This is a genomic window from Ideonella sp. (assembly GCF_036277275.1).
In the GTDB taxonomy this organism is placed as follows: domain Bacteria; phylum Pseudomonadota; class Gammaproteobacteria; order Burkholderiales; family Burkholderiaceae_C; genus Ideonella.
The window spans coordinates 1-18,729 of sequence record NZ_DASUNH010000072.1; the positions used below are offsets into that span (position 1 = coordinate 1).

The following is an 18,729-nucleotide window of genomic DNA, read 5'->3' on the forward strand; positions in this document are numbered from 1 at the left end:
GGGCCGATTGCATCAAGCCGGCGAAGCTCAGGCTGCTCGCCAGCACCCAGGTCACGACACGCATTGCGGGCTTCATCTGTATCTCTCCAACGGGGTAGTTTGTCGGCACCGGGCCCACCCGCATGGCAGGCCGGCGGTGTAACGAGATGGTAGGCGATGGCAGAGACAATGCCCGGATGCAGGTTGCCTCGTACTTGAAACTGTCGGTAGTCGCTGCACTGGCCACCATCGCGCTGAAAACCGGGGCCTGGTGGCTGACCGATTCGGTCAGCCTGCTGTCCGATGCGCTTGAATCGCTGGTCAACCTGGCCGGTGCGATGTTCGCGCTGGCGATGGTGACGCTGGCCGCGCGCCCGCCAGACGAAGAGCACCCCTACGGCCACCACAAGGCGGAGTATTTCTCCAGCGGTTTCGAAGGCGTGCTGATCATCGCCGCCGCACTGGGCATCACCGTGGCGGCGATCGACCGCTGGCTGCACCCGCAGCCGCTGCAGTCGCTGGGCCTTGGCCTGGCGCTGTCGATCATCAGCTCGGCGATGAACGGGGCGCTGGCCTGGGGCATGCTGCGCACGGCCCGTGTTCATCGCTCGGTTGCGCTGGAAGGCGATGCGCGCCACCTGATCACCGACGTCTGGACCAGCGCTGGCGTCGTCGTCGGCCTGGTCGGCGTTTCCGTCACCGGCTGGGCCTGGCTCGACCCGCTGGCCGCGGTGCTCGTGGCGCTGAACATCCTGCGCGAAGGCGTGTCGCTGCTGCGCCGCTCGGCCGACGGGCTGATGGACCACGCGCTGGAGCCCGAGCATCAGTCGGCGATCGACGAGGTGCTGGCCGGCTTCGCGCACCCGACGATCCGCTTCGACCACCTGACCACCCGCCGCGCCGGCGCGCGCCGCTATGTCGACCTGCACATGCACATGCCAGCGAGTTACACGCTCCAGCGTGCGGCCGCCCTGCGCATCGATGTCGAACAGGCCTTGATGAGCGCCGTCCCCGGCCTGCGCGCCAGCATCCAGCTGCTGCCGATGGACGTCGAAGCGCATTCCGGAGACGAAAAGGAGTTCTTGTGATCGGACTCATCCAGCGCGTGCGCGAAGCACACGTCGACATCGCCGGCCGCACCGTGGGCGCCATCGGCCCCGGCTTGCTGGTACTGGCCTGCGCCGAGCCTACGGACACCGAAACGCAGGTCGACAAGTTCCTCGCCAAGCTGCTGAAGCTGCGCATCTTCAGCGACGACGCCGGCAAGATGAACCGCAGCGTGCAGGACCTGGACGGCGCCGGCACGCCGGGCGGGCTGCTGATCGTTTCACAGTTCACGCTGGCCGCTGACACGTCGGGCGGCAACCGGCCCAGCTTCATCGGTGCCGCACCGGCTGAGCAGGGCCGTGTGCTGTACGAAGCACTGCTGGCCCGCGCCCGCGCCGCGCACCCGCAGGTCGCCGCCGGCGAGTTCGGTGCCGACATGCAGGTGCATCTGGTCAACGACGGACCGGTGACGATCCCGCTGCGGATCGTCTGATTCTGCAGCCGTGACGTCGGCCGGCGACGAGCCTGGCGCTCACCGCCGCTGCTGTCAGCCGCTTGGTTCAAGCTTGCCGGTGGCGGCGGATCGTGGCGGCCGCCAGCTCGCGCGAATGTCCAGCGCCCGTTCGTAGGTCATCGCACGGCCTGCGCGACCGACTCATGGCGCGGCGGCAAACCCCGGCTCGTTCATCGCCGACAGGAAGAACGACCAGACGTCGGCAAACTGCGCGATGCGTTGCGAGCGTGTGCCGCCCGCGCCATGGCCGCCGTCCATGTCAACGCGCAGCAGCACCGGCCGGCCCGAGCTCGTCGCGGCCTGCAACCGCGCCGCGAACTTGGCCGGTTGCCACGACGGGACGCGGGCGTCGTTGATGCCGGTGGTCAGGATCACCGCCGGATACAGCGTGCCGTCGACCACCCGATGCAGCGGGCTCACCGACTGCATTGCCAGGAACTGGTAGCGGTCCTTCACGGTGCCAAATTCACTGACGTTGGCCTGCCCGTTGCTCGTGGTCTCGCTGCGCAGCAGATCGGACACGCCAACCTCGTCGTGGGCCACGGCGAACAGGTCCGGGCGCTCGGTGATGGCGCCGCCGACGGCGATCCCGCCAGCGCTGGCCCCGTGCACCGCCAGCTTGGCCGGCCGCGTGTGGCCGTCGCGCACCAGCGCTTCGGCGCAGGCGACGAGGTCGCGGATGGTGTTCGACTTCGTCAGGATGCGCCCCGCCGCATGCCACTCGGCACCGTACTCGCCGCCGCCGCGCACATGCGCCACCGCGAACAGGCCACCGCGTTCCAGCCAGGCGAGCAGCATCGGCTCGAAGCGCGGCTCGCGCGGCAGCCCGTAGGCGCCATAGGCCGTCAGGATCGTCGGGCGCTGGCCGTCACGCGGCAGGCCCTTGCGGTGGACCAGCGTCATCGGGATGCGCACGCCGTCGGCACCGGGCACGAAGACCATCTCGGTCTCGATCTGGCTGAAATCGGCAGCCGCCGGCGGCAACAGCCCGGTGTCGCGGGTGGGTCCAGCGCCAACGGCCAGCACGCGGCTCGACGCGGCCCAGCCTTCGAGCTTGACCCACGCCCCGGCACTGGCGCGGCTGGCCGTCAGCTCGCGGATGCTGCCGGAAAGAGGCAGCGCCACCTCTTGCGGCGTGCCGCCGTCGAACGGCACCTGCAGCAGCCGCGAAGTGCCGACCACCGTGCCCTTGACATACAGGCCATCGCGCGCCGGCACCGCGTCGTCGAGCGCCATCGCGCTCGGCGGCAGCACCAGGGCCGGTGCCGCGTTGGGGTGCGCGAGGTCGATCTTCAGCAGCTTGTTGCCCGGCGCCGCCTCGTGGCTCATCACGTACAGGTGGTCGCCGGCGAGGTAGCCGCGAAACCACTGGTCGGCCGGGCTGGCCAGGCGCCGCCACCGCGCCTTGTCGGCCAGCACATCGGCCAGCGTGGCGACGAAGAAGTGCCGCTTGCTGGAGACCCCGGGCACCGTGGTGGCCACCACGTACCGGCTGGCAGGGTCGATCAGGAAGTACGAATAGTCCGGTGCCTCGAACACCATATCCGGGTGAACACCGGGGCCGAAGACCACCGGGTCCTGGTCCACCGGGCGGCCCAGGCGGTGCAGGAAGATGCGGGTGTTCTCCAGCGCCCCGCCGGCGCCGGGGTTGCGAACGTAGAAGAACTGCTCACCGTCTTCGAGCCATGAGACCGTCCACGAGCCGCCGTAGACGCGGTCGATCCGCTCGTCGAGCAGCTTGCCCGAGGCCACGTCGAGCACGAACAGCACCGATTGCTCCGACCCGCCGGCTGCCAGGTTGACAGCCACGCGGCGCCCGTCGCGCGACGGCGTGAAGTCACCGATCGCCTGGCGCTGGCCAGGCGTGGACACCGTGTCCGGGTCGAGCAGCACGCGTGGCTCGCCGGTGCCACCCTCGCGCACCATCAGCCGCGCACTGTTGCGGCCGGGTTCGAGAGCCAGGTAGAACAGGTGCTGGCCACCCCAGGCCAGGCCGCTGACATTGCCCGCAGCCTGCGACAGGCTGCGCAGGCGTTCGGCCAGCGCAGCGCGACCCGGCAACGCGTCGAGCTTATAGCGGCTGAAATCGGCCTGGGCGGTGAGCCAGGCGCGGTAGTCGGCGCCGTCCTTGTCCTCCATCCAGCGGTAGGGGTCGGCCACGGCCACGCCGTGGTAGGTGTCGATGACCGGCACGGTCTTCGCCTCAGGGGCCGCATCGCCGGCGGCCGCCGCCGCGTGGGTCGAGAAGGCAATGGTCAGCGCCGCGGCAAAGGCGGTCTTGCCGCTGAAGGTCGAACGAGAACGAGAGAGCAGCGGCATCAGTGGAGCTTTGGGTTCGTGTCGGTCTATCGCAACCGATCCTGCAAGAGGGAAGCCCGCGGCGACGCAAGCCTTGTCATTGCCAGTCTAACGGTGGAGCTCATGCGCTGCCGTCTCGCGCGCCAGCGCTTCGGCGACGGGGCCGATCGCGGCGCGGTTCAGCAAGGCCTTGGTCTGCGCCAGCACGGTCGGATCACGCTGTGACAGCTCCTGGGCAATCGCCAGCGCGCTGGAGAACGCCTCGTCCGCTTCGACCCGCTCGCTGACCAGGCCGCAGCGCTCGGCCTGCTCGGCATTCAACTCGCGACCCAGCATCAGCATCGCCTTGGCGCGCGGCAGGCCGACGGCTGCCGGCAAGGTGGCGCTGACGCCACCCGTGCCGAGCAGGCCGATGCGCGCCTCGGGCAATTGAAAGCGCGCCGTGCGTGCGGCAACGCTGATGTCGGCGTTCAGCATCAACTCGAGTCCGGCGCCAACGACCCAGCCCTGCACGGCGGCGACGACCGGTTTCGGCCCCTCCATCAGCGTCTCGGCGATCGACTGCAGCAACGCCGCGAAGACCGGCGTGCCCGGCTCGGATTTGTCCTTGCCGGCGCAGAACGACGCGCCCGCGCCATGCAGCAACAGCACCTTCACCACCGGATCGGCCATCGCGGCCCGCAGCTCGCGCAGCAAGTCCACCGTCATCGCCATCGTCAACGCGTTGAGCTTGTCGGGTCGCGAGAGCGTGATGACACGCACCGCACCGTCGATCTGGGCAACGATCATGTCGGGGCTCCTTCAGCGGTGGTAGCCCTTGGCGCCGACGAGCCGGGCCAGCTCGCTGCTGGGCGGCAGGCCGTCGTGGACGAGCTGCAGCATGCGCTCGAAGTCGTAGAGCGGCCGCCATCCCAGCTCGGCGCGAGCACGCGCGTTGACGTAGACGCGATCGATGTCGTGCGGCGCCTTCCAGCCGTGGGCGGCGTAGATGGCCTCGAAGGCGGGAAAGCGCCCGCGAAGCAGCGCAGATGGATCGAGCCGAAGCTGCGCACCGTCGCTTTCGGTGAAGGGTGTCGTCGCGCTGATGATGAACTTGGCGAACTTCAGCGACGGCGCGCGCTCCAGCGCCAGCAGGTGGGCACTGACGACATCCTCGATGTCCACCCGCCGATGCAGGAACTCGTTGAGCTTCAGGTTGTTGGCGTCGCCGTACGCACGCAGCATCGCCGGGTTGTCGTCGTCTTCGGGAAAGAAGCGTGAAGTGCGCAACACGATGCACGGCAGCCCCCGGTTGCGGCTGAACAGCTGGCACAGATCTTCGGCCGCGACCTTGGTGACGCCGTAGATGTTCTTCGGCATCGGCACCACCGCTTCGGTGATCCAGGCGGCCGGCGCGCTGGCGGGCGGCGTCAAGGCATCGCCGAAAGTGCTGGTGGTGCTGGTGAAGACGAAGCCGCCCACGCCTGCCGCCACCGCGGCCTCCAGCAGGTGGAGTGTGCCGAGGATGTTGGTATCGACGAAGATGCGATCGCCGTGGGTTGCCACGTGCGGCTTGTGCAGCGTCGCCGCATGCAGCACGGCGTCCACGCCTTGCATGCAGCGTCGGACGAAACCGGCATCGGTGATCGAGCCGACATGGGTCGTGAACGGCGACGGCAGCACGTCCAGCCCGATCGCTTCGTGCGGCCCGCCCTCGAGACTGCGCATCAGCGCTTCGCCGAGATGGCCGGAGCTGCCGGTAACGAGGATTCTCATGCTGTGCTCAACCCCACCGCCACGAAGACTTGCCGCCATGCCGCGAGCTTGCGCTCGAAGCTCCAACTCGCGTTGGCCGGGCTGGTCGACGGCAGGCGGTGGACCGGCAAGCCCAACGCAGATGTGATGCGCATGCTGCGCGCCGACTCGCCGCCGTTGTGCGCAATCGCCTGCAGCGCCGGCGCCAGGCGCTTCAGGCTGGCCAGGTCGTTGTGCTCGGCAGCCTCGATCGCGCTGTCCAGGCTGCCCTCGCGCAGGCAGGCGGCGTAGACGTCCCACACGCCGAGCCCGCGCTCGCGGATCGCCTCGATGCGGCTGGCATAGGGCATTGCGACAAGGTCGATGCCGAACAGCGCGCCGACGATCGGCCAGAAGTGGTTGCGGGGATGCGCGTAGTACTGCTGCGCCTTCAGCGATGCCGCGCCCGGAAAGCTGCCCAGCACGACCAGCCGTGTGCCGTGCGCGATCACCGGCGGCAGGCCGACCAGCCGGGGCCGCTGGCTGCTGCTCACGTCGGCGAGTCCAACAGCGCCGCGAGCCGCGGCAATGCCGCCCGAGCGTTGTCACGCGTGCGGGCCGCCGTCTCGTCGAGCGACCAGCTGCGCAACTCGGCCAGCGTCTGCGCGATGCGGGGCAGCTCGCTGGGCTCGTTGCGGCTGGTCTGGCCGGCGGCGCGCTGGGCCGCGGTGCGGTACAGCCAATGCGGCGGAATGTCGGGTGAGTCGGTCTCCAGCACCGGCGCATGGCCCGGCACCTCGGCCGCCAGCTCGCGGATGTTCAGTGCGCGGTCGAAGGTCATCGCGCCACCGAAGCCAAGGCGAAAACCGCGTTCGACGAACGCCGCCGCCTGCTGGCTGCTGCCGTTGAACGCATGGCCGATGCCGCCGAGCACCTCGATCTGGCGCAGGTGCTTCAGCAGGATGTCGGCCGAGCGCCGCACATGCAGCAGCACCGGCAAGCCGGTGTCGCGCGCGAGCTTCAACTGGCCGACGTAGAAGCGCTCCATCCGCTCGCGGTTGAGCCCGTCGACGAAGAAGTCGAGCCCGATCTCGCCGACCGCCACCAGCCGCGGGTCGTGGCGCCAGCGCGCCAGCGCTTCACCGAGCCGATCCAGGTCGTCGGCCTGCGCGCGATCGACACACAAGGGGTGGATGCCCAGCGCATACGCCAGGTTGTGCCGATGGGCCAGGTCGCGCACCGTGTCGAAGTTGCCCACCTCGACCGCCGGCAACACCTGCATCGTCACGCCGGCGGCCTGTGCGCGCGCCACCACGGCGTCGCGGTCGGCGTCGAACTCGGCGGCGTCAAGATGGCAGTGCGTGTCGATCCACATCGTCGCGGTTCACCTGCTGGTACGGCACCCGGTCGGCCTCCTCGGCCAGGCTCACATCGGCGGACGCATCCGGGCGTTGCCGGCCCGCCCTTCGCCCTGCGGCGGCCGCGGCGGACGCCCAGGGCCAGAGAGCGGCAAGGACAAGGTCTCGGGGATCGGGTCCAACCCAAGTTGGGTGCGCAGGTCGTTTCGAAGTTCCACGATCAGCGGTTGATAGTCGACCGGCTCGCCGCGCATCAGCAGTTGCAAGCACGCCGCCGCCAGCTCGACCTGGCGGATCGAGCCGAACAGCACCACATCGGCCAGCGCTTCTTCGAGCTGCCCGCGATGCTCGTTGGTGGCCGGCGTGAACGAGCCGGCCAGCGAACGGTAAGCGATCACGAGGTAGCGCAGGCGCTCGGCCTCCTGTCGCGCTTCGCGCTGGCGCTTGTGGCGCACCCGCAGCAGCACATACATGCGGATCGCGAGCAGCACGACCGCGATGACCACCGGCACGATGATCGCAAGCGGGTTCAGCTCCGAAAAGCGCATGGGCTCAGGCGGCAGTGGACAGACGGCCGGTGTCGAGCCGCAGGCGGCGGTCGCAGCGAGCGGCCAGCGTCTCGTCATGGGTGACGAGCACGAAGGCCAGGCCCCGTTCCCGGGCACGGGTCAGCATCAGCGCAAAGACGCGGTCGGCGGTGTTGCGGTCCAGGTTGCCGGTGGGTTCGTCGGCCAGCACGCAGGCCGGATCGGCCACCAGCGCACGGGCCAGCGCGACCCGCTGGCGCTCGCCGCCCGACAGCTCGCCGGGTCGGTGCAGCACCCGCTCCCCCAGCCCCACCTCGCCCAGCGCGGCGCGCGCCTTCTCATGCGCCTGCGGTGTCGTCATGCGGCGGATGCGCAGCGGCATCGCGACATTGTCGAGCGCACTGAATTCGGGCAGCAGGTGATGGAACTGGTACACGAAGCCCAGGTGCTGGTTGCGCCACAGGCCCTGCTCGGCCGCATCCATCTCGTCGATGCGCCGACCCATCAGCGTGACGTGGCCGCCGCTGGGCGCATCCAGCCCGCCCAGCAGATGCAGCAGCGTGCTCTTGCCCGAGCCAGAAGCACCGACGATGGCCAAAGTTTCGCCGCGCTCGACCGTCAGATCCACGCCTTGCAGCACCTGCACGTCAAGCGGGCCTTCGTGGAAGCGCTTTTGCAGCGACTGGGCCACCAGCACCGGGCCGTGCGACGCGTGGTCACTCATAGCGCAGTGCCTCCGCCGGGTTGACGCGGCTGGCGCGCCAGCTCGGGTACAGCGTGGCCAGGAAGGCCAGCACGAGTGAAATCACGGCGATGGGCAGGATGTCGGCCATCTGCGGGTCGCTGGGCATGCGGTTGATCAGGTAGATGCTGCTGGGCAGGAAGGCCACGCCCAGCAGGCGTTCGATGGCCGGCACGATGGTGCCGATGTTGAAGGCGATCAGCAGGCCGAGCACGACGCCGGTCACGGTGCCGATCACACCAGCCGTGGCGCCCTGCACGACGAAGATGCCCATCACCGAGCGCGGGCTGGCACCGATCGTGCGCAGGATCGCGATGTCGGCGCGCTTGTCGGTCACCGTCATCACCAGCGTCGACACCAGGTTGAACGCCGCCACCGCGACGATCAGCGTCAGGATGATGAACATCATGCGCTTCTCGATCTGCACCGCGTCGTACCAGGCGGCGTTGGTGCGCGTCCAGTCGCGCACGCGCAGGTTCGGGCCCATCACGTCGGCCAGGCGCCAGCCCACTTCACGCGCCTCGTGCACGTCGGCCAGCTTCAGCTGCACGCCCGTCGGGCCTTCGGTGCGGAACAGGCGCGCCGCGTCGTCGAGGTGGATCAGCGCCAGCCCACTGTCGTATTCGTAGTGGCCGACGCTGAACACGCCCGCCACGGTGAATTGCTTCAGCCGCGGCTGCACCCCAGCCGGCGTGACCTGCCCGCCCGGGGCGATCAGCGTGATCGGATCGCCGGCGCGCACGCCGAGCGATCGCGCCAGTTCGGCGCCCAGCACGATGCGCCACTGGCCCGGCACCAGCTGCTGCAGCGTGCCGTCGGCCTGCAGCTTCGCGGCCAGGTCGGTGATCTGGCTCTCGGCCTCGGGCAGCACGCCGCGCACCACCGCCCCGCGCATGTCTTCGCCGCGGGCCAGCAGCGACTGCACCGCGATGAAAGGCGCCGCGGCACGAACGGCAGGATCCTCCTTGGCCTTGCGCGCCACGGCCTGCCAGTCGGGCAGGGCCTCGCCCTGCGGCTGCAGGATCTCGACGTGCGCAATCGCCGACAGCATCCGGTCGCGCACCTCTTTCTGGAAGCCATTCATCACGCTCAGCACGACGATCAATGCCATCACGCCAAGCGCGATGCCGATCACCGAGACGAACGAGATGAACGAGATGAAGCCGTTGCGACGGCCGGCGCGGCCAGCACGCGTGTAGCGCCAGCCGATCTGCCACTCGTAAGGCAGCTTGGAAAACAAGCTCATAGGGCCGGCATGCTACCGGAGCCCGTCGACCATGCGCCGGGTGCCGGGCCCGGCGGGGCACTCAGCGCACCGGAATCGGCGTCCCTCGGTCTACCGGCACGGCGGTAACGCTGTTCTGCGGCGAACCTTCGATCACCCGGTCCGAGTAGGTGAGGTAGACGAGCGTGTTGCGGGCCGCGTCAACCATGCGCACGACGCGCAAGCGTTTGAAGACCAGCGAGATCCGCTCGTTGAACATCTCGTCTTGCTGCCTGAGCGGCTTGGCAAACGAGATCGGCCCGGTCTGCCGGCAGGCGATGGACGCCTCCGACTTGTCTTCGGCCAGGCCGAGTGCGCCTTTGATGCCGCCGGTCTTGGCCCGCGACACGTAGCAGGTGACACCCTTGACCTCGGGGTCGTCATAGGCATCGACGACGATCTTGTGATCGGGGCCGATGAATTTGAAGACGGTGTCGACTTCGCCGACGGGCTCCGCACGCACGGCGAAAGCACAGGCCAGCAGGTTCAGAAGCAGGAGTCGTTTCATGGCCCCAATTGTGGGGGGTTCGGTGCTTGAGCCAAGAGCCCACCTCAGCGACCGGCTGGCCAAGCCGACTTGCGAACTGAAGACCCGCTTCGGGACTGGTCCCGGCCATTCGCTGCGGCAAGGTAGTCGACCGCAGACGACCCGGAGCAGCCCGGGTCACGAACCGGTCGTTCGCAAGCCACACCTCGACATGGATCACGGGGTGCACGCTGCTTTGATGCCCTCACTTGCGGAGCATCTTCCTTCGGCACGGCGACCAGCGTCAGCGGCAAGGTCCGCGCCCGATCTGCGCGTTCGAGGCGCGGTGCAGGTGTAGTTGCTCGCAAGCTTCGCGACCACTGCATCGTTGGCAGGTCCGTGTAGCGAGGGTACTTCAGGTACTGGCACACGGCCGTGCGAAGCTCAGCGCACCCGTGGCGTCACGCCTTTCAGCGGTGAGCGTGCCAGGCGCCGCTCCCTTGGCTGCCCATTCCTCTACGTCAAGGACATGAATGGTCCCGTACTGCAGTCGAACCAGACCAGCGTGTTCGAGCTCGTGGAGGGCGCGCCCGACCACCTGACGAGAGAGTCCGCACAGGCGCGCGATCTCCTCGTGGCGAATCCGCTGGTCGTGTGAGGCGCCCGAGCAGAGTGCCGGGTCAAACGGGCCTGCCATCCAGACGGCCACCTGCGCCGTCGTGGTCTGCATCCGGTGGCTCTCCACCACCGCGACGAACTGCCCAAATCGGGCACCCAGCTGATGGACGAGGAACTGATTGAAGGACAGGCTCGTTGTGGACCGCGATCTGCGGCACGTGGGAGATCCACGGCACGACGAAATCGTTGAGATTACGCGGCTCGACGATTCCATCCTTGAGCGTGATGTCGGCGCCTGTGAGATCGGCAAGGCTGGCTTCTGCCGAACGACTGCGGTCCCGCAGGTACTCGAGCGCACGCGGCAATTCACGGTGGTCGAAGTCCTGCAGCATGGTGGTTCCCTCAGGCCAGCGACCGGGCGGCGTCCGCCACCGCGTTGCGGATGCGTGCGTAGGTGCCGCAGCGGCAATGTTCCCAGCCATGGCGGCATCGATCTGGGCTGCGGTGGGCTTGCTGCCTTTGGGCAGCGACTTCATGAACGCCGTCGCGCTCATGATCTGGCCGCTCTGGCAGTGGCCGCTTTGGGGGACGCATGGCAAGAATGTCACCGTCGTCTCGACACGCTTCAGGATCCCAGGCGGGCGTCGCGCCTGAGTGACTGAGGCGGCTTGCCGAAGCCCCGCATGAAGGCCTCGCGAAGATGGCGTCGATCGCGAAAGCCCGTTTCGCGAGCAATAACCTCCAGCGGGTGGCGGCTGCGCTCGATCATCAAGCGCGCCGCCTCCACGCGCAAACGCTCTACCGCCTTGGCCGGCGACTGGCCGGTCTCGGCCGTGAACACACGGCTGAACTGGCGCGGGCTCAGGTTCGCCGCCGCAGCGAGTTCCTCCACGCCCAGCGGCTGCGCCAGGTGGCGGCGTGCATGCTCCAGCGCCCGCGCGATGCGGTCCGAGCGCGGCGTGAGATTCAGGATCTCCGAATGCTGCGACTGGCCGCCCGAACGACGCTGATGCATAACCAGCCGGTGCGCGACCGATCGCGCCACGTCGTCGCCCAGGTCCTTCCCGACGAGGCCGAGCGCCAGATCCAGTTCCGCCGTCATGCCGGCGGAGGTCCAGATCGGGTCATCCGCGATGAAGATGCGGTCCTGCTCGACCTGGACATCGGGATGCCGCCGTTGCAGTGCGTCCGCATAGGCCCAGTGCGTCGTCGCACGTCGCCCAGCCAGCAAGCCGGCCTCGGCCAGCACGAAGGCTCCGGTGCACAGCCCCACGGTCCGCCGCGCCCGGGCGCTGCACTTTCGCAGCGCCTGCAGCAATTGGGGTGGTGAAGGTGTGGCCCCCAAGGGATCGATCACGCCCACCACCATCCAGGTGTCGGCCGTGCTGCGTGCGGTGAAGGGCCTCGTCTGAAGGGCCGTGCCGAGCGAAGCCTTCACGCTGCCGCCGGGCATCGAATGGCAAGTCACCTCGTAGAAGGGCTCGCCCGCCACGACGTTGGCGAACTCGAAGACCGCCTGCGTGGCCAGCGCCATCACCTGAAAGCCTTCCGGCAGGACGTAGCTGACTCTGTGCATGTGCGGTCTCCGGAGTCGATGGCATGAAACATGACTATAAGCGTCATTTACGACAAACGCCCGACGGCACAACATGCGCACCATCGAATCCCCAAGACGGAGCACCACCATGACGCAGACGAACCTGGGCACCGCCCTCATCACCGGAGCCTCCTCCGGCATCGGGGCTCTCTATGCCGACCGCCTGGCGCAGCGCGGTTATGACCTCATCCTCGTCGCCCGCAGCCGCGAGCGTTTGAACCCGCTGGCCGGAGGCATCAGCAGCCGCCACGGCCGCGCGGTGGAGGTCTTTCCCGCCGACCTGAACAATCCCGTGGCGCTGCGCAGCGTGGAAGACAAGCTCAAGCAGGATGCGAGCATCACCCTGCTGGTCAACAACGCCGGCATCGGCACGCACACGCCGCTGCTGGAGAGCGACGTGGACCAGATGGTGCGCATGATCAACCTCAACGTGACGGCGCTCACCCGGCTGAGCTACGCGGCGGTGCCAGGCTTCGTCGCACGCGGCAGAGGTGCGTTGATCAACATCGCCTCCATCGTGGCCGTCTCGCCAGAGACCCTGAACGGCGTGTATGGCGGCAGCAAGGCCTTCGTGTTGGCCTTCAGTCAATCGCTGCAGCGCGAGCTGGCCGGCAAGGGCGTGCGGGTGCAAGCCGTTCTGCCGGGTGCGACGGCCACCGAATTCTGGACACGCGGCGGCCTTCCCGTGGAGCACCTGCCGGCGCAGATCGTGATGCGTGCCGAAGACCTGGTGGATGCCGCCTTGCAGGGTTTCGACCGGGGCGAATCGGTGACGCTTCCTGCGCTGCACGACGTGGCCCTCTGGGACGCCTACGAAGGCGCGCGCAAGGCGATGGCGCCCCACCTGTCGAGCAATGAAGCGGCATCGCGCTACCAGCCCTTGCGCTGAGTGGCCGCGTCGCATTCGAAGAATCAAGGAGATCCACCGTGCCGCTGACCAGCAATGATCCACTTTCCTCCGCCATCCGGATTGCCGGGACCGAGGAACACTTTCTCGATCCGCTCGGATCAAACAAGGCAAGCCTGGGCCGATTGCGCTATCTCTCGGGCGGAATGGGGCCGCCGTTGGTCCTGCTGCACACCGTGCGTACTCAGGCCGAGCACTTCCGCCACCTCATCCCGCTGGTCCTGGAGCGGTACACGGTGTATGCCCTCGATCTCCCTGGAATGGGCTACTCGCAGATCGTGCCGGGCGCCTCCTATGAGGAGCCGACCATGCGCGAGGCGGTCAAGAGCCTCATCACCCGACTCGACTTGCGCGACGTGACGCTGCTCGGCGAGTCGATGGGCGCGACGCTCGCCCTCACCACCGCGGCCGATCTGCCCGACAGAGTGCGGCGTGTCGTGGCGATCAATGCCTATGACTACGCGGGCGGCATCGCGCGGTCCAGCCTGCTGGCCCGGTTCGTCGTGACCGGCGCGCTGGCGCCCGTTGTCGGCCCGACCATCGCCGGAGTCCAACCCAAGCCGATCGTGCGCGCCGTGCTCCATGGGGGTCTCGGCGACACGGCCGCCCTGCGTGATGACTACCTCGATGAACTGTTGAAGGTCGGACGTCGGCCCGGCTATCCGGTCGTTGCTCGCGCGGTGTACGGGAACCTGCCCAGCCTCATCGCGGCACGCGCCCGTTACCCCGAGGTCAAGGCACCCGTCCACCTCATCTACGGAGAGAAGGATTGGTCAAGACCCTCGGACCGGCAAGCCAACAAGGAGCTCCTGCCCACAGCCGAGTTTGTCCAGGTACCTGGCGCCGGCCACTTCATCGTCCTCGAGCGGCCGGACGTGCCTGCCAAGGTGTTGAACGACGCGATGCGAATCGCGAGCGTTTCGAAAGCCGCGGCCTGATTCTTTCGATTGACCCGCAACAACCTGAGGTGCTCTCATGCCCACCCCTGACATCGTTCTCTGCGCGCCGGTCCGGACACCAATCGGAAGCTATGGCGGCTCGCTCAAGGAAACGCCCGCGTCCGCGTTGGGTGCCGCGGTGATTCGCGAGACCCTTCATCGCTCAGGTCTGGCCGCGGAAGCCGTCGACGCCGTGGTGATGGGACACGTGATCCAGGCCGGCACTCGGATGAATCCGGCACGGCAGGCTGCCATCGGCGGCGGACTGCCCGTGCAGGTGCCCGCCCTGACGGTAAATCGGGTGTGCGGATCGGGTGCCCAAGCGATCGCAACGGCGGCCCTCGAGATCGCGGCGGGTTATGCCGCGGCCGCGGTGGCCGGCGGCATGGAGGACATGGACCAGGCCCCCTATCTGGTGCCCGGCGCGCGATGGGGACAGCGCATGGGGGACGCGCAAATGCTGGACAGCATGCTGCGAGACGGTCTCCATGACGCCTTCAGCGGTCAACACTCAGGCTGGCACACCGAGGATCTCGTCGGTCGCTACGGCATCACGCGCGAGGACCAGGATCGCTGGGCCGCGCGTTCACAGCAACGGTTCAGTGAGGCTCAGGCTGCCGGCACGTTCGCGGACGAGATCGTCGCCATCGAACTCTCCGGCCGCAAGGGACCGGTGAGCTTCTCCAGTGACGAGGCCAATCGGCCTGACACCGCGGTCGAATCACTGGCCAAGCTCAAACCGGCGTTTCGAAAGGACGGCACGATCACTGCCGGGAACGCGCCAGGGCTGAACAGTGGCGCAGCGGCCGTGATCGTCGCGGAGCGAAGTTTTGCCGAGCAGCACGGGCTACGGCCATGGGCGCGCCTGGTCTCGCACGGCGTCGCTGCGGTCGAGCCGGGCATGTTCGGCATCGGGCCGGTGCCGGCGGTCAAACTGGCCTTGGAACGCGCCAACTGGAAGCGCACGGACATCCAGCGCATCGAGATCAACGAGGCATTCGCCGCGATCACGCTGGCCTGCCTGCGTGAGCTGGACCTGCCGGAAGACATCGTCAACGTCGAGGGTGGCGCCATCGCCCACGGCCACGCCATCGGCGCAACGGGCGCCGTGCTGACCACGCGCTTGCTGCATTCGATGCGACGCGATGGCTTGCGTCGGGGCATCGTGACCTTGTGCATCGGCGGCGGTCAGGGCATCGCGCTGGCGCTCGAAACGCTCTGATGGAAGGATGGCCATGGGCCTGTACTACCTGCACGACCTCTTGGCGGGGCCACGGCGCAGGTCGGCGACGAGCTCACCAATAGCCGATCGACACCCTGCCGGTAGAAGGCGCGGCAGGCCCAACTGGAGCACGCGCACACTGGCTGAGCACTTGGGTTGTGCGCCCCCCGAAACAGCACGTGAAGAGCGGCGCCGCTGCGCCGCGGATGCAGCCGGCTTTGAGTGCCACTGAGGCGTGCGCAATGACCGCTTGGAGCGCGGATGCACGGGACGGCCGCTGATGGCCGCCAGCACGCAATCGACAAACCCGAAGCGACCAACCAATCAAACGGCGACAACGCCTCGACAGCCGCGTCTGAGCCCAACTCACCACACCGCGCAGGCTGAACGTGCTCCCTTGCCCCATGTGCAAGAGCGCACCAACCCGTGAGGCCGCATCGCCGGCGGAAACGGTAGCCGCGCAACGGCGGCAAGCCGGTCGCTGGCGAGGCGAGCAGGCACGGCCTAACACCTCGTCTCCATAGCACCCCCCACTGTCCCTGCCTCCCCGGGGGCGGCGTTTGTACCGGTGGCTTTGCGACCCCGGCTTTCGCGTGGGAGTGCCCTTGTCATGGTTTGTGAACGATCGACTGTATTGGCATGAAAACGACCGCGCACCCGTCTCTGGGGGTCTTCGTGCCGCTGTTGACGGGCGGCGACCGATAATTCACGGATGCACCTGGTGCTTCCGTTCGCCTCCGCCTTGTCGCCCGCTGCCGGGCAGGCCTTGTCCACCCTGCAGCTGCCTGCGCTGGAGCGCCTGCTGGCGCGACTGGCACCGGCCCGACGCGACGAGGGCGACGAACTGAGCCTGAGCCCGCCGCACGAACGGGTGCTGGCCCGCGCCTGGGGCTGGCCTGCCGCCGACGATGGGCTGCTGCCCTTGGCCGCGCAGGCGGCGCGGCGCGACGGCCTGGCGGTCGAGCCCGGGGACGACGGCTGGGCCTTGCTGAGCCCGGCGCACTGGCATGTCGGGACCGAACAGGTCTCGCTCGGCAATCCGCTCGCGCTGGGACTGGACCACGCCTTCTCGCGCCTGCTGTTCGACACGCTCGCGCCGCTGTTTGCCGACGGCGGCTGGCAGCTGCTGTGGGGCGCGCCGACGCGCTGGTACGCCCGCCACCCCACCCTGGCCACCCTGCCCAGTGCCTCGCTGGACCGGGTCATCGGCCGCAATGTCGACCTGTGGCTGGGCAACCACCCGGGCGCCCGCCTCGTGCGGCGGCTGCAGGCCGAGGCCCAGATGCTGCTGCACCAGCATCCACTGAACGAAGCGCGCGAAGCCGAAGGCCTGCTGCCGGTCAATTCGTTCTGGCTCAGCGGCACCGGCGCGACGCAGCCGCCCGCGGTGACCGATGGCCTTCAGATCGACGAGCGCCTGCGCGCTCCTGCCCTGCACGACGACTGGACCACCTGGGCCGAAGCCTGGGCTTCGCTCGACGCCGGGCCGGTGGCCGCACTGCTGCACCGCGCCGAAGCGGGTCAACCGGTGCAGATCACGCTGTGCGGCGAGCGCCACGCCCAGACCTTTGCCCCGGCCGACCGCCCCTGGTGGCGGCGCGGCCTGCTGGCCCCACGGCGCGAAAACCCCGCGCCGTGGCTGGCCGATCTTTAGAAGACTCCGATGTCACCCACCTTGCTGACACGCGATGTGCCTCCGCGCACCGCTTTTGCGCTCGAGCAAAGCGGTGTGCACCCGCTGTTGGCCCGCTTGTTCGCCGCGCGCGGCGTCAAGACCCCGGCCGAGCTGGACGATGGCCTTGGCCAGTTGTTGCCGCCCACCGAGCTGCGTGGCAGCGCCGAAGCGGCCCGCCTCCTCGCCGACGCGATCGAACAGGGCCAGCGCCTGTGCGTGGTGGCCGACTACGACTGCGATGGCGCCACCGCCTGCGCCGTCGCCCTGCGCGGCCTGGCGATGCTCGGCGCCGCCCCGGGCACGCTCAGCTACGTGGTGCCCGACCGTCAGGTGCATGGTTACGGCCTGACGCCGACCATCGTCGATCTCGCGCGGGCTCAGCAGCCCGATGTGCTGGTCACCGTCGACAACGGCATCGCGAGCATGGCCGGCGTGGCACATGCCAAGGCGTTGGGCATTCGCGTGCTGGTCACCGACCACCACCTGCCCGCGATGATCGACGGCGCGGTGCAACTGCCCGATGCCGACGTGATCGTGAATCCGAACCAGCCCGACTGCGGCTTCGCGAGCAAGGCGCTGGCCGGCGTTGGCGTGATGTTCTATACCCTGCTCGCCCTGCGCGCCGAGCAACGTGCGCGTGGCCGCTTCGACGCCACCAACCAGCCACGCCTCGACGCGCTGCTCGACTTGGTCGCGCTGGGCACCGTGGCCGACGTGGTGAAGCTCGACGCCAACAACCGCCGCCTGGTGGCGCAGGGACTGAAGCGAATTCGATCCGGCCGCATGCAACCGGGCGTCGCAGCCCTGTTCGCCGCCGCGTCGCGTCGCTGCGAGGTCGCTTCGGCATTCGACTTCGGCTTTGCGCTGGGGCCGCGCATCAATGCGGCGGGCCGGCTGTCCGACATGACGCTGGGCATCGAGTGCCTGACCACCGACGACCCGCTGCGCGCCGCTGAACTGGCGCGCCAGCTCGACGCGATCAACCGCGAGCGGCGCGAGGTCGAGGCCGGCATGCGCGAGCAAGCCGAGCTCTTGCTGGACACGCTGATGCCCGAAGGCGCGGCGCCGCCGGCGGTGGTGCTGTTCGACCCCGAGTTCCACGAAGGCGTGGTCGGCATCGTCGCTGGCCGCATGAAGGACCGACTGCACCGCCCGACCTTCGTCTTCGCGATCGGCAGCGACGGGCTGCTGAAGGGCTCTGGCCGCTCGATTCCCGGCTTTCACCTGCGCGATGCGCTGGACCTGGTCAGCAAGCGCCACCCCGGTGTGCTGAAGAAGTTCGGCGGCCACGCCATGGCGGCCGGCTGCACGCTGGCCGAAGAAGACTTCGACACCTTCGACGCCGCGCTGCAAGCGGTGGCCCAGGAGTGGCTGCTGCCCGCGGCCCTGGCCCGTACGTTGGCCACCGATGGGCCGCTGGCCGTCGAATACTTCAACCCCGAGACCGTGGCCAAGCTCGATGCGCAAGTCTGGGGCCAGGGCTTCGAAGCGCCGGTGTTCTGCGACGAGGTCGAAGTGATCCAACAACGCCTGGTCGGCGAAAAGCACCTGAAGCTGCGGCTGCGCCACCAGGGCCAGCTGCGCGACGCGATCTGGTTCGGCCGCGCCGAACCCTTGCCAGGCAAGGTGCGCCTGGCCTTCCGCCTGAGCCTGGACGAGTTCCAGGGCCAACAGCGGCTGCAGATGGTGGTCGAGGCTGCGGTCTAGTGTCCTGTCCCGTAAATAACTGCCATCGAGATTCGACCAGATGGTGATGATCGTGAGTCCGGACGGCTCGGCAGATACCCAGCGTATCTGCCCTGATGGCCGGGCGCGCGAGCGCGCCATCTGGTCGAACCCGAAGGGCGGGCCGAAATCGGGCGCT

General features: G+C 68.5%; 19 protein-coding genes and 1 pseudogene. 7 read left to right on the forward strand and 13 right to left on the reverse strand.

The genetic code is table 11. The features are described 5' to 3' along the window. The first annotated feature begins 176 nt into the window (after nucleotides 1-176). Both VFY73_RS12740 and dtd read left to right on the forward strand, forming a co-directional pair. Nucleotides 177-1,067 carry a cation diffusion facilitator family transporter gene (locus VFY73_RS12740; RefSeq protein ID WP_329719238.1) on the forward strand — a complete coding sequence of 297 codons (891 nt, stop codon included), beginning with the start codon at nucleotides 177-179 and terminating at the stop codon, nucleotides 1,065-1,067. Beyond that, nucleotides 1,064-1,519: a D-aminoacyl-tRNA deacylase gene (dtd, locus tag VFY73_RS12745; protein ID WP_329719240.1), complete on the forward strand. Its 456-nt coding sequence runs from the start codon at nucleotides 1,064-1,066 to the stop codon at nucleotides 1,517-1,519. Before VFY73_RS12740 ends, dtd begins: the two co-directional genes overlap by 4 nt. A 162-nt stretch (nucleotides 1,520-1,681) precedes the next feature. Here dtd and VFY73_RS12750 read toward each other — a convergent pair whose 3' ends face one another. From VFY73_RS12750 to VFY73_RS12810, 13 genes and pseudogenes are all read right to left on the reverse strand, one after another. Beyond that, nucleotides 1,682-3,859 carry a prolyl oligopeptidase family serine peptidase gene (locus VFY73_RS12750; RefSeq protein ID WP_329719242.1) on the reverse strand — a complete coding sequence of 726 codons (2,178 nt, stop codon included), beginning with the start codon at nucleotides 3,857-3,859 and terminating at the stop codon, nucleotides 1,682-1,684. Between the two features lie 87 nt (nucleotides 3,860-3,946). Continuing rightward, complete coding sequence (locus VFY73_RS12755) at nucleotides 3,947-4,627, reverse strand: enoyl-CoA hydratase/isomerase family protein (RefSeq protein WP_329719244.1); 681 nt, start codon at nucleotides 4,625-4,627, stop codon at nucleotides 3,947-3,949. A 12-nt stretch (nucleotides 4,628-4,639) separates the two neighbouring features. Beyond that, on the reverse strand, nucleotides 4,640-5,593 hold the full coding sequence (locus VFY73_RS12760) for an NAD(P)-dependent oxidoreductase (protein WP_329719246.1): 954 nt from the start codon (nucleotides 5,591-5,593) through the stop codon (nucleotides 4,640-4,642). After that, the gene (locus VFY73_RS12765; protein ID WP_329719248.1) at nucleotides 5,590-6,105 is read right to left on the reverse strand and encodes a DNA-deoxyinosine glycosylase; all 516 of its coding nucleotides are present in this window, start codon (nucleotides 6,103-6,105) and stop codon (nucleotides 5,590-5,592) included. Before VFY73_RS12765 ends, VFY73_RS12760 begins: the two co-directional genes overlap by 4 nt. Continuing rightward, nucleotides 6,102-6,926: a TatD family hydrolase gene (locus VFY73_RS12770; RefSeq protein ID WP_329719250.1), complete on the reverse strand. Its 825-nt coding sequence runs from the start codon at nucleotides 6,924-6,926 to the stop codon at nucleotides 6,102-6,104. Before VFY73_RS12770 ends, VFY73_RS12765 begins: the two co-directional genes overlap by 4 nt. 51 nt (nucleotides 6,927-6,977) lie before the next feature. Then, the gene (locus VFY73_RS12775) at nucleotides 6,978-7,457 is read right to left on the reverse strand and encodes a preprotein translocase subunit YajC (protein WP_329719252.1); all 480 of its coding nucleotides are present in this window, start codon (nucleotides 7,455-7,457) and stop codon (nucleotides 6,978-6,980) included. A 4-nt stretch (nucleotides 7,458-7,461) separates the two neighbouring features. Beyond that, entirely contained in the window at nucleotides 7,462-8,160 is a 699-nt protein-coding gene (locus VFY73_RS12780; RefSeq protein WP_329719254.1) for an ABC transporter ATP-binding protein, read from the reverse strand. Then, complete coding sequence (locus VFY73_RS12785) at nucleotides 8,153-9,424, reverse strand: lipoprotein-releasing ABC transporter permease subunit (RefSeq protein WP_329719256.1); 1,272 nt, start codon at nucleotides 9,422-9,424, stop codon at nucleotides 8,153-8,155. Before VFY73_RS12785 ends, VFY73_RS12780 begins: the two co-directional genes overlap by 8 nt. A gap of 61 nt (nucleotides 9,425-9,485) precedes the next feature. Further along, complete coding sequence (locus VFY73_RS12790; protein ID WP_329719258.1) at nucleotides 9,486-9,950, reverse strand: CreA family protein; 465 nt, start codon at nucleotides 9,948-9,950, stop codon at nucleotides 9,486-9,488. Between the two features lie 373 nt (nucleotides 9,951-10,323). After that, nucleotides 10,324-10,638 (reverse strand): helix-turn-helix domain-containing protein, encoded by a 315-nt coding sequence (locus VFY73_RS12795; RefSeq protein WP_329719260.1) that lies wholly within the window; start codon nucleotides 10,636-10,638, stop codon nucleotides 10,324-10,326. Beyond that, nucleotides 10,589-10,918 carry a hypothetical protein gene (locus tag VFY73_RS12800; RefSeq protein ID WP_329719262.1) on the reverse strand — a complete coding sequence of 110 codons (330 nt, stop codon included), beginning with the start codon at nucleotides 10,916-10,918 and terminating at the stop codon, nucleotides 10,589-10,591. Before VFY73_RS12800 ends, VFY73_RS12795 begins: the two co-directional genes overlap by 50 nt. Before the next feature lie 10 nt (nucleotides 10,919-10,928). After that, nucleotides 10,929-11,116 (reverse strand): annotated as a pseudogene (locus VFY73_RS12805) (2Fe-2S iron-sulfur cluster-binding protein); the annotation flags it as partial. 35 nt (nucleotides 11,117-11,151) lie between these two features. Continuing rightward, a complete protein-coding gene (locus VFY73_RS12810; RefSeq protein ID WP_329719274.1) occupies nucleotides 11,152-12,102 on the reverse strand; it encodes a GlxA family transcriptional regulator in 951 nt (316 codons plus the stop codon). 109 nt (nucleotides 12,103-12,211) lie between these two features. Here VFY73_RS12810 and VFY73_RS12815 point away from each other — a divergent pair, with 109 nt between their 5' ends. The 5 genes from VFY73_RS12815 (at nucleotide 12,212) to recJ (ending at nucleotide 18,572) form a co-directional block, all read left to right on the forward strand. After that, on the forward strand, nucleotides 12,212-13,012 hold the full coding sequence (locus VFY73_RS12815; RefSeq protein WP_329719264.1) for an SDR family oxidoreductase: 801 nt from the start codon (nucleotides 12,212-12,214) through the stop codon (nucleotides 13,010-13,012). A gap of 38 nt (nucleotides 13,013-13,050) precedes the next feature. Continuing rightward, nucleotides 13,051-13,968, forward strand: a complete 918-nt coding sequence (locus VFY73_RS12820) for an alpha/beta hydrolase (RefSeq protein WP_329719266.1) — start codon at nucleotides 13,051-13,053, stop codon at nucleotides 13,966-13,968. A 37-nt stretch (nucleotides 13,969-14,005) separates the two neighbouring features. Next, nucleotides 14,006-15,190 carry an acetyl-CoA C-acetyltransferase gene (locus VFY73_RS12825; RefSeq protein WP_329719268.1) on the forward strand — a complete coding sequence of 395 codons (1,185 nt, stop codon included), beginning with the start codon at nucleotides 14,006-14,008 and terminating at the stop codon, nucleotides 15,188-15,190. A gap of 712 nt (nucleotides 15,191-15,902) precedes the next feature. Next, nucleotides 15,903-16,844 carry a hypothetical protein gene (locus VFY73_RS12830; RefSeq protein ID WP_329719270.1) on the forward strand — a complete coding sequence of 314 codons (942 nt, stop codon included), beginning with the start codon at nucleotides 15,903-15,905 and terminating at the stop codon, nucleotides 16,842-16,844. 9 nt (nucleotides 16,845-16,853) lie between these two features. Then, nucleotides 16,854-18,572 carry a single-stranded-DNA-specific exonuclease RecJ gene (recJ, locus tag VFY73_RS12835; RefSeq protein WP_329719272.1) on the forward strand — a complete coding sequence of 573 codons (1,719 nt, stop codon included), beginning with the start codon at nucleotides 16,854-16,856 and terminating at the stop codon, nucleotides 18,570-18,572. Nucleotides 18,573-18,729: the final 157 nt, after the last annotated feature.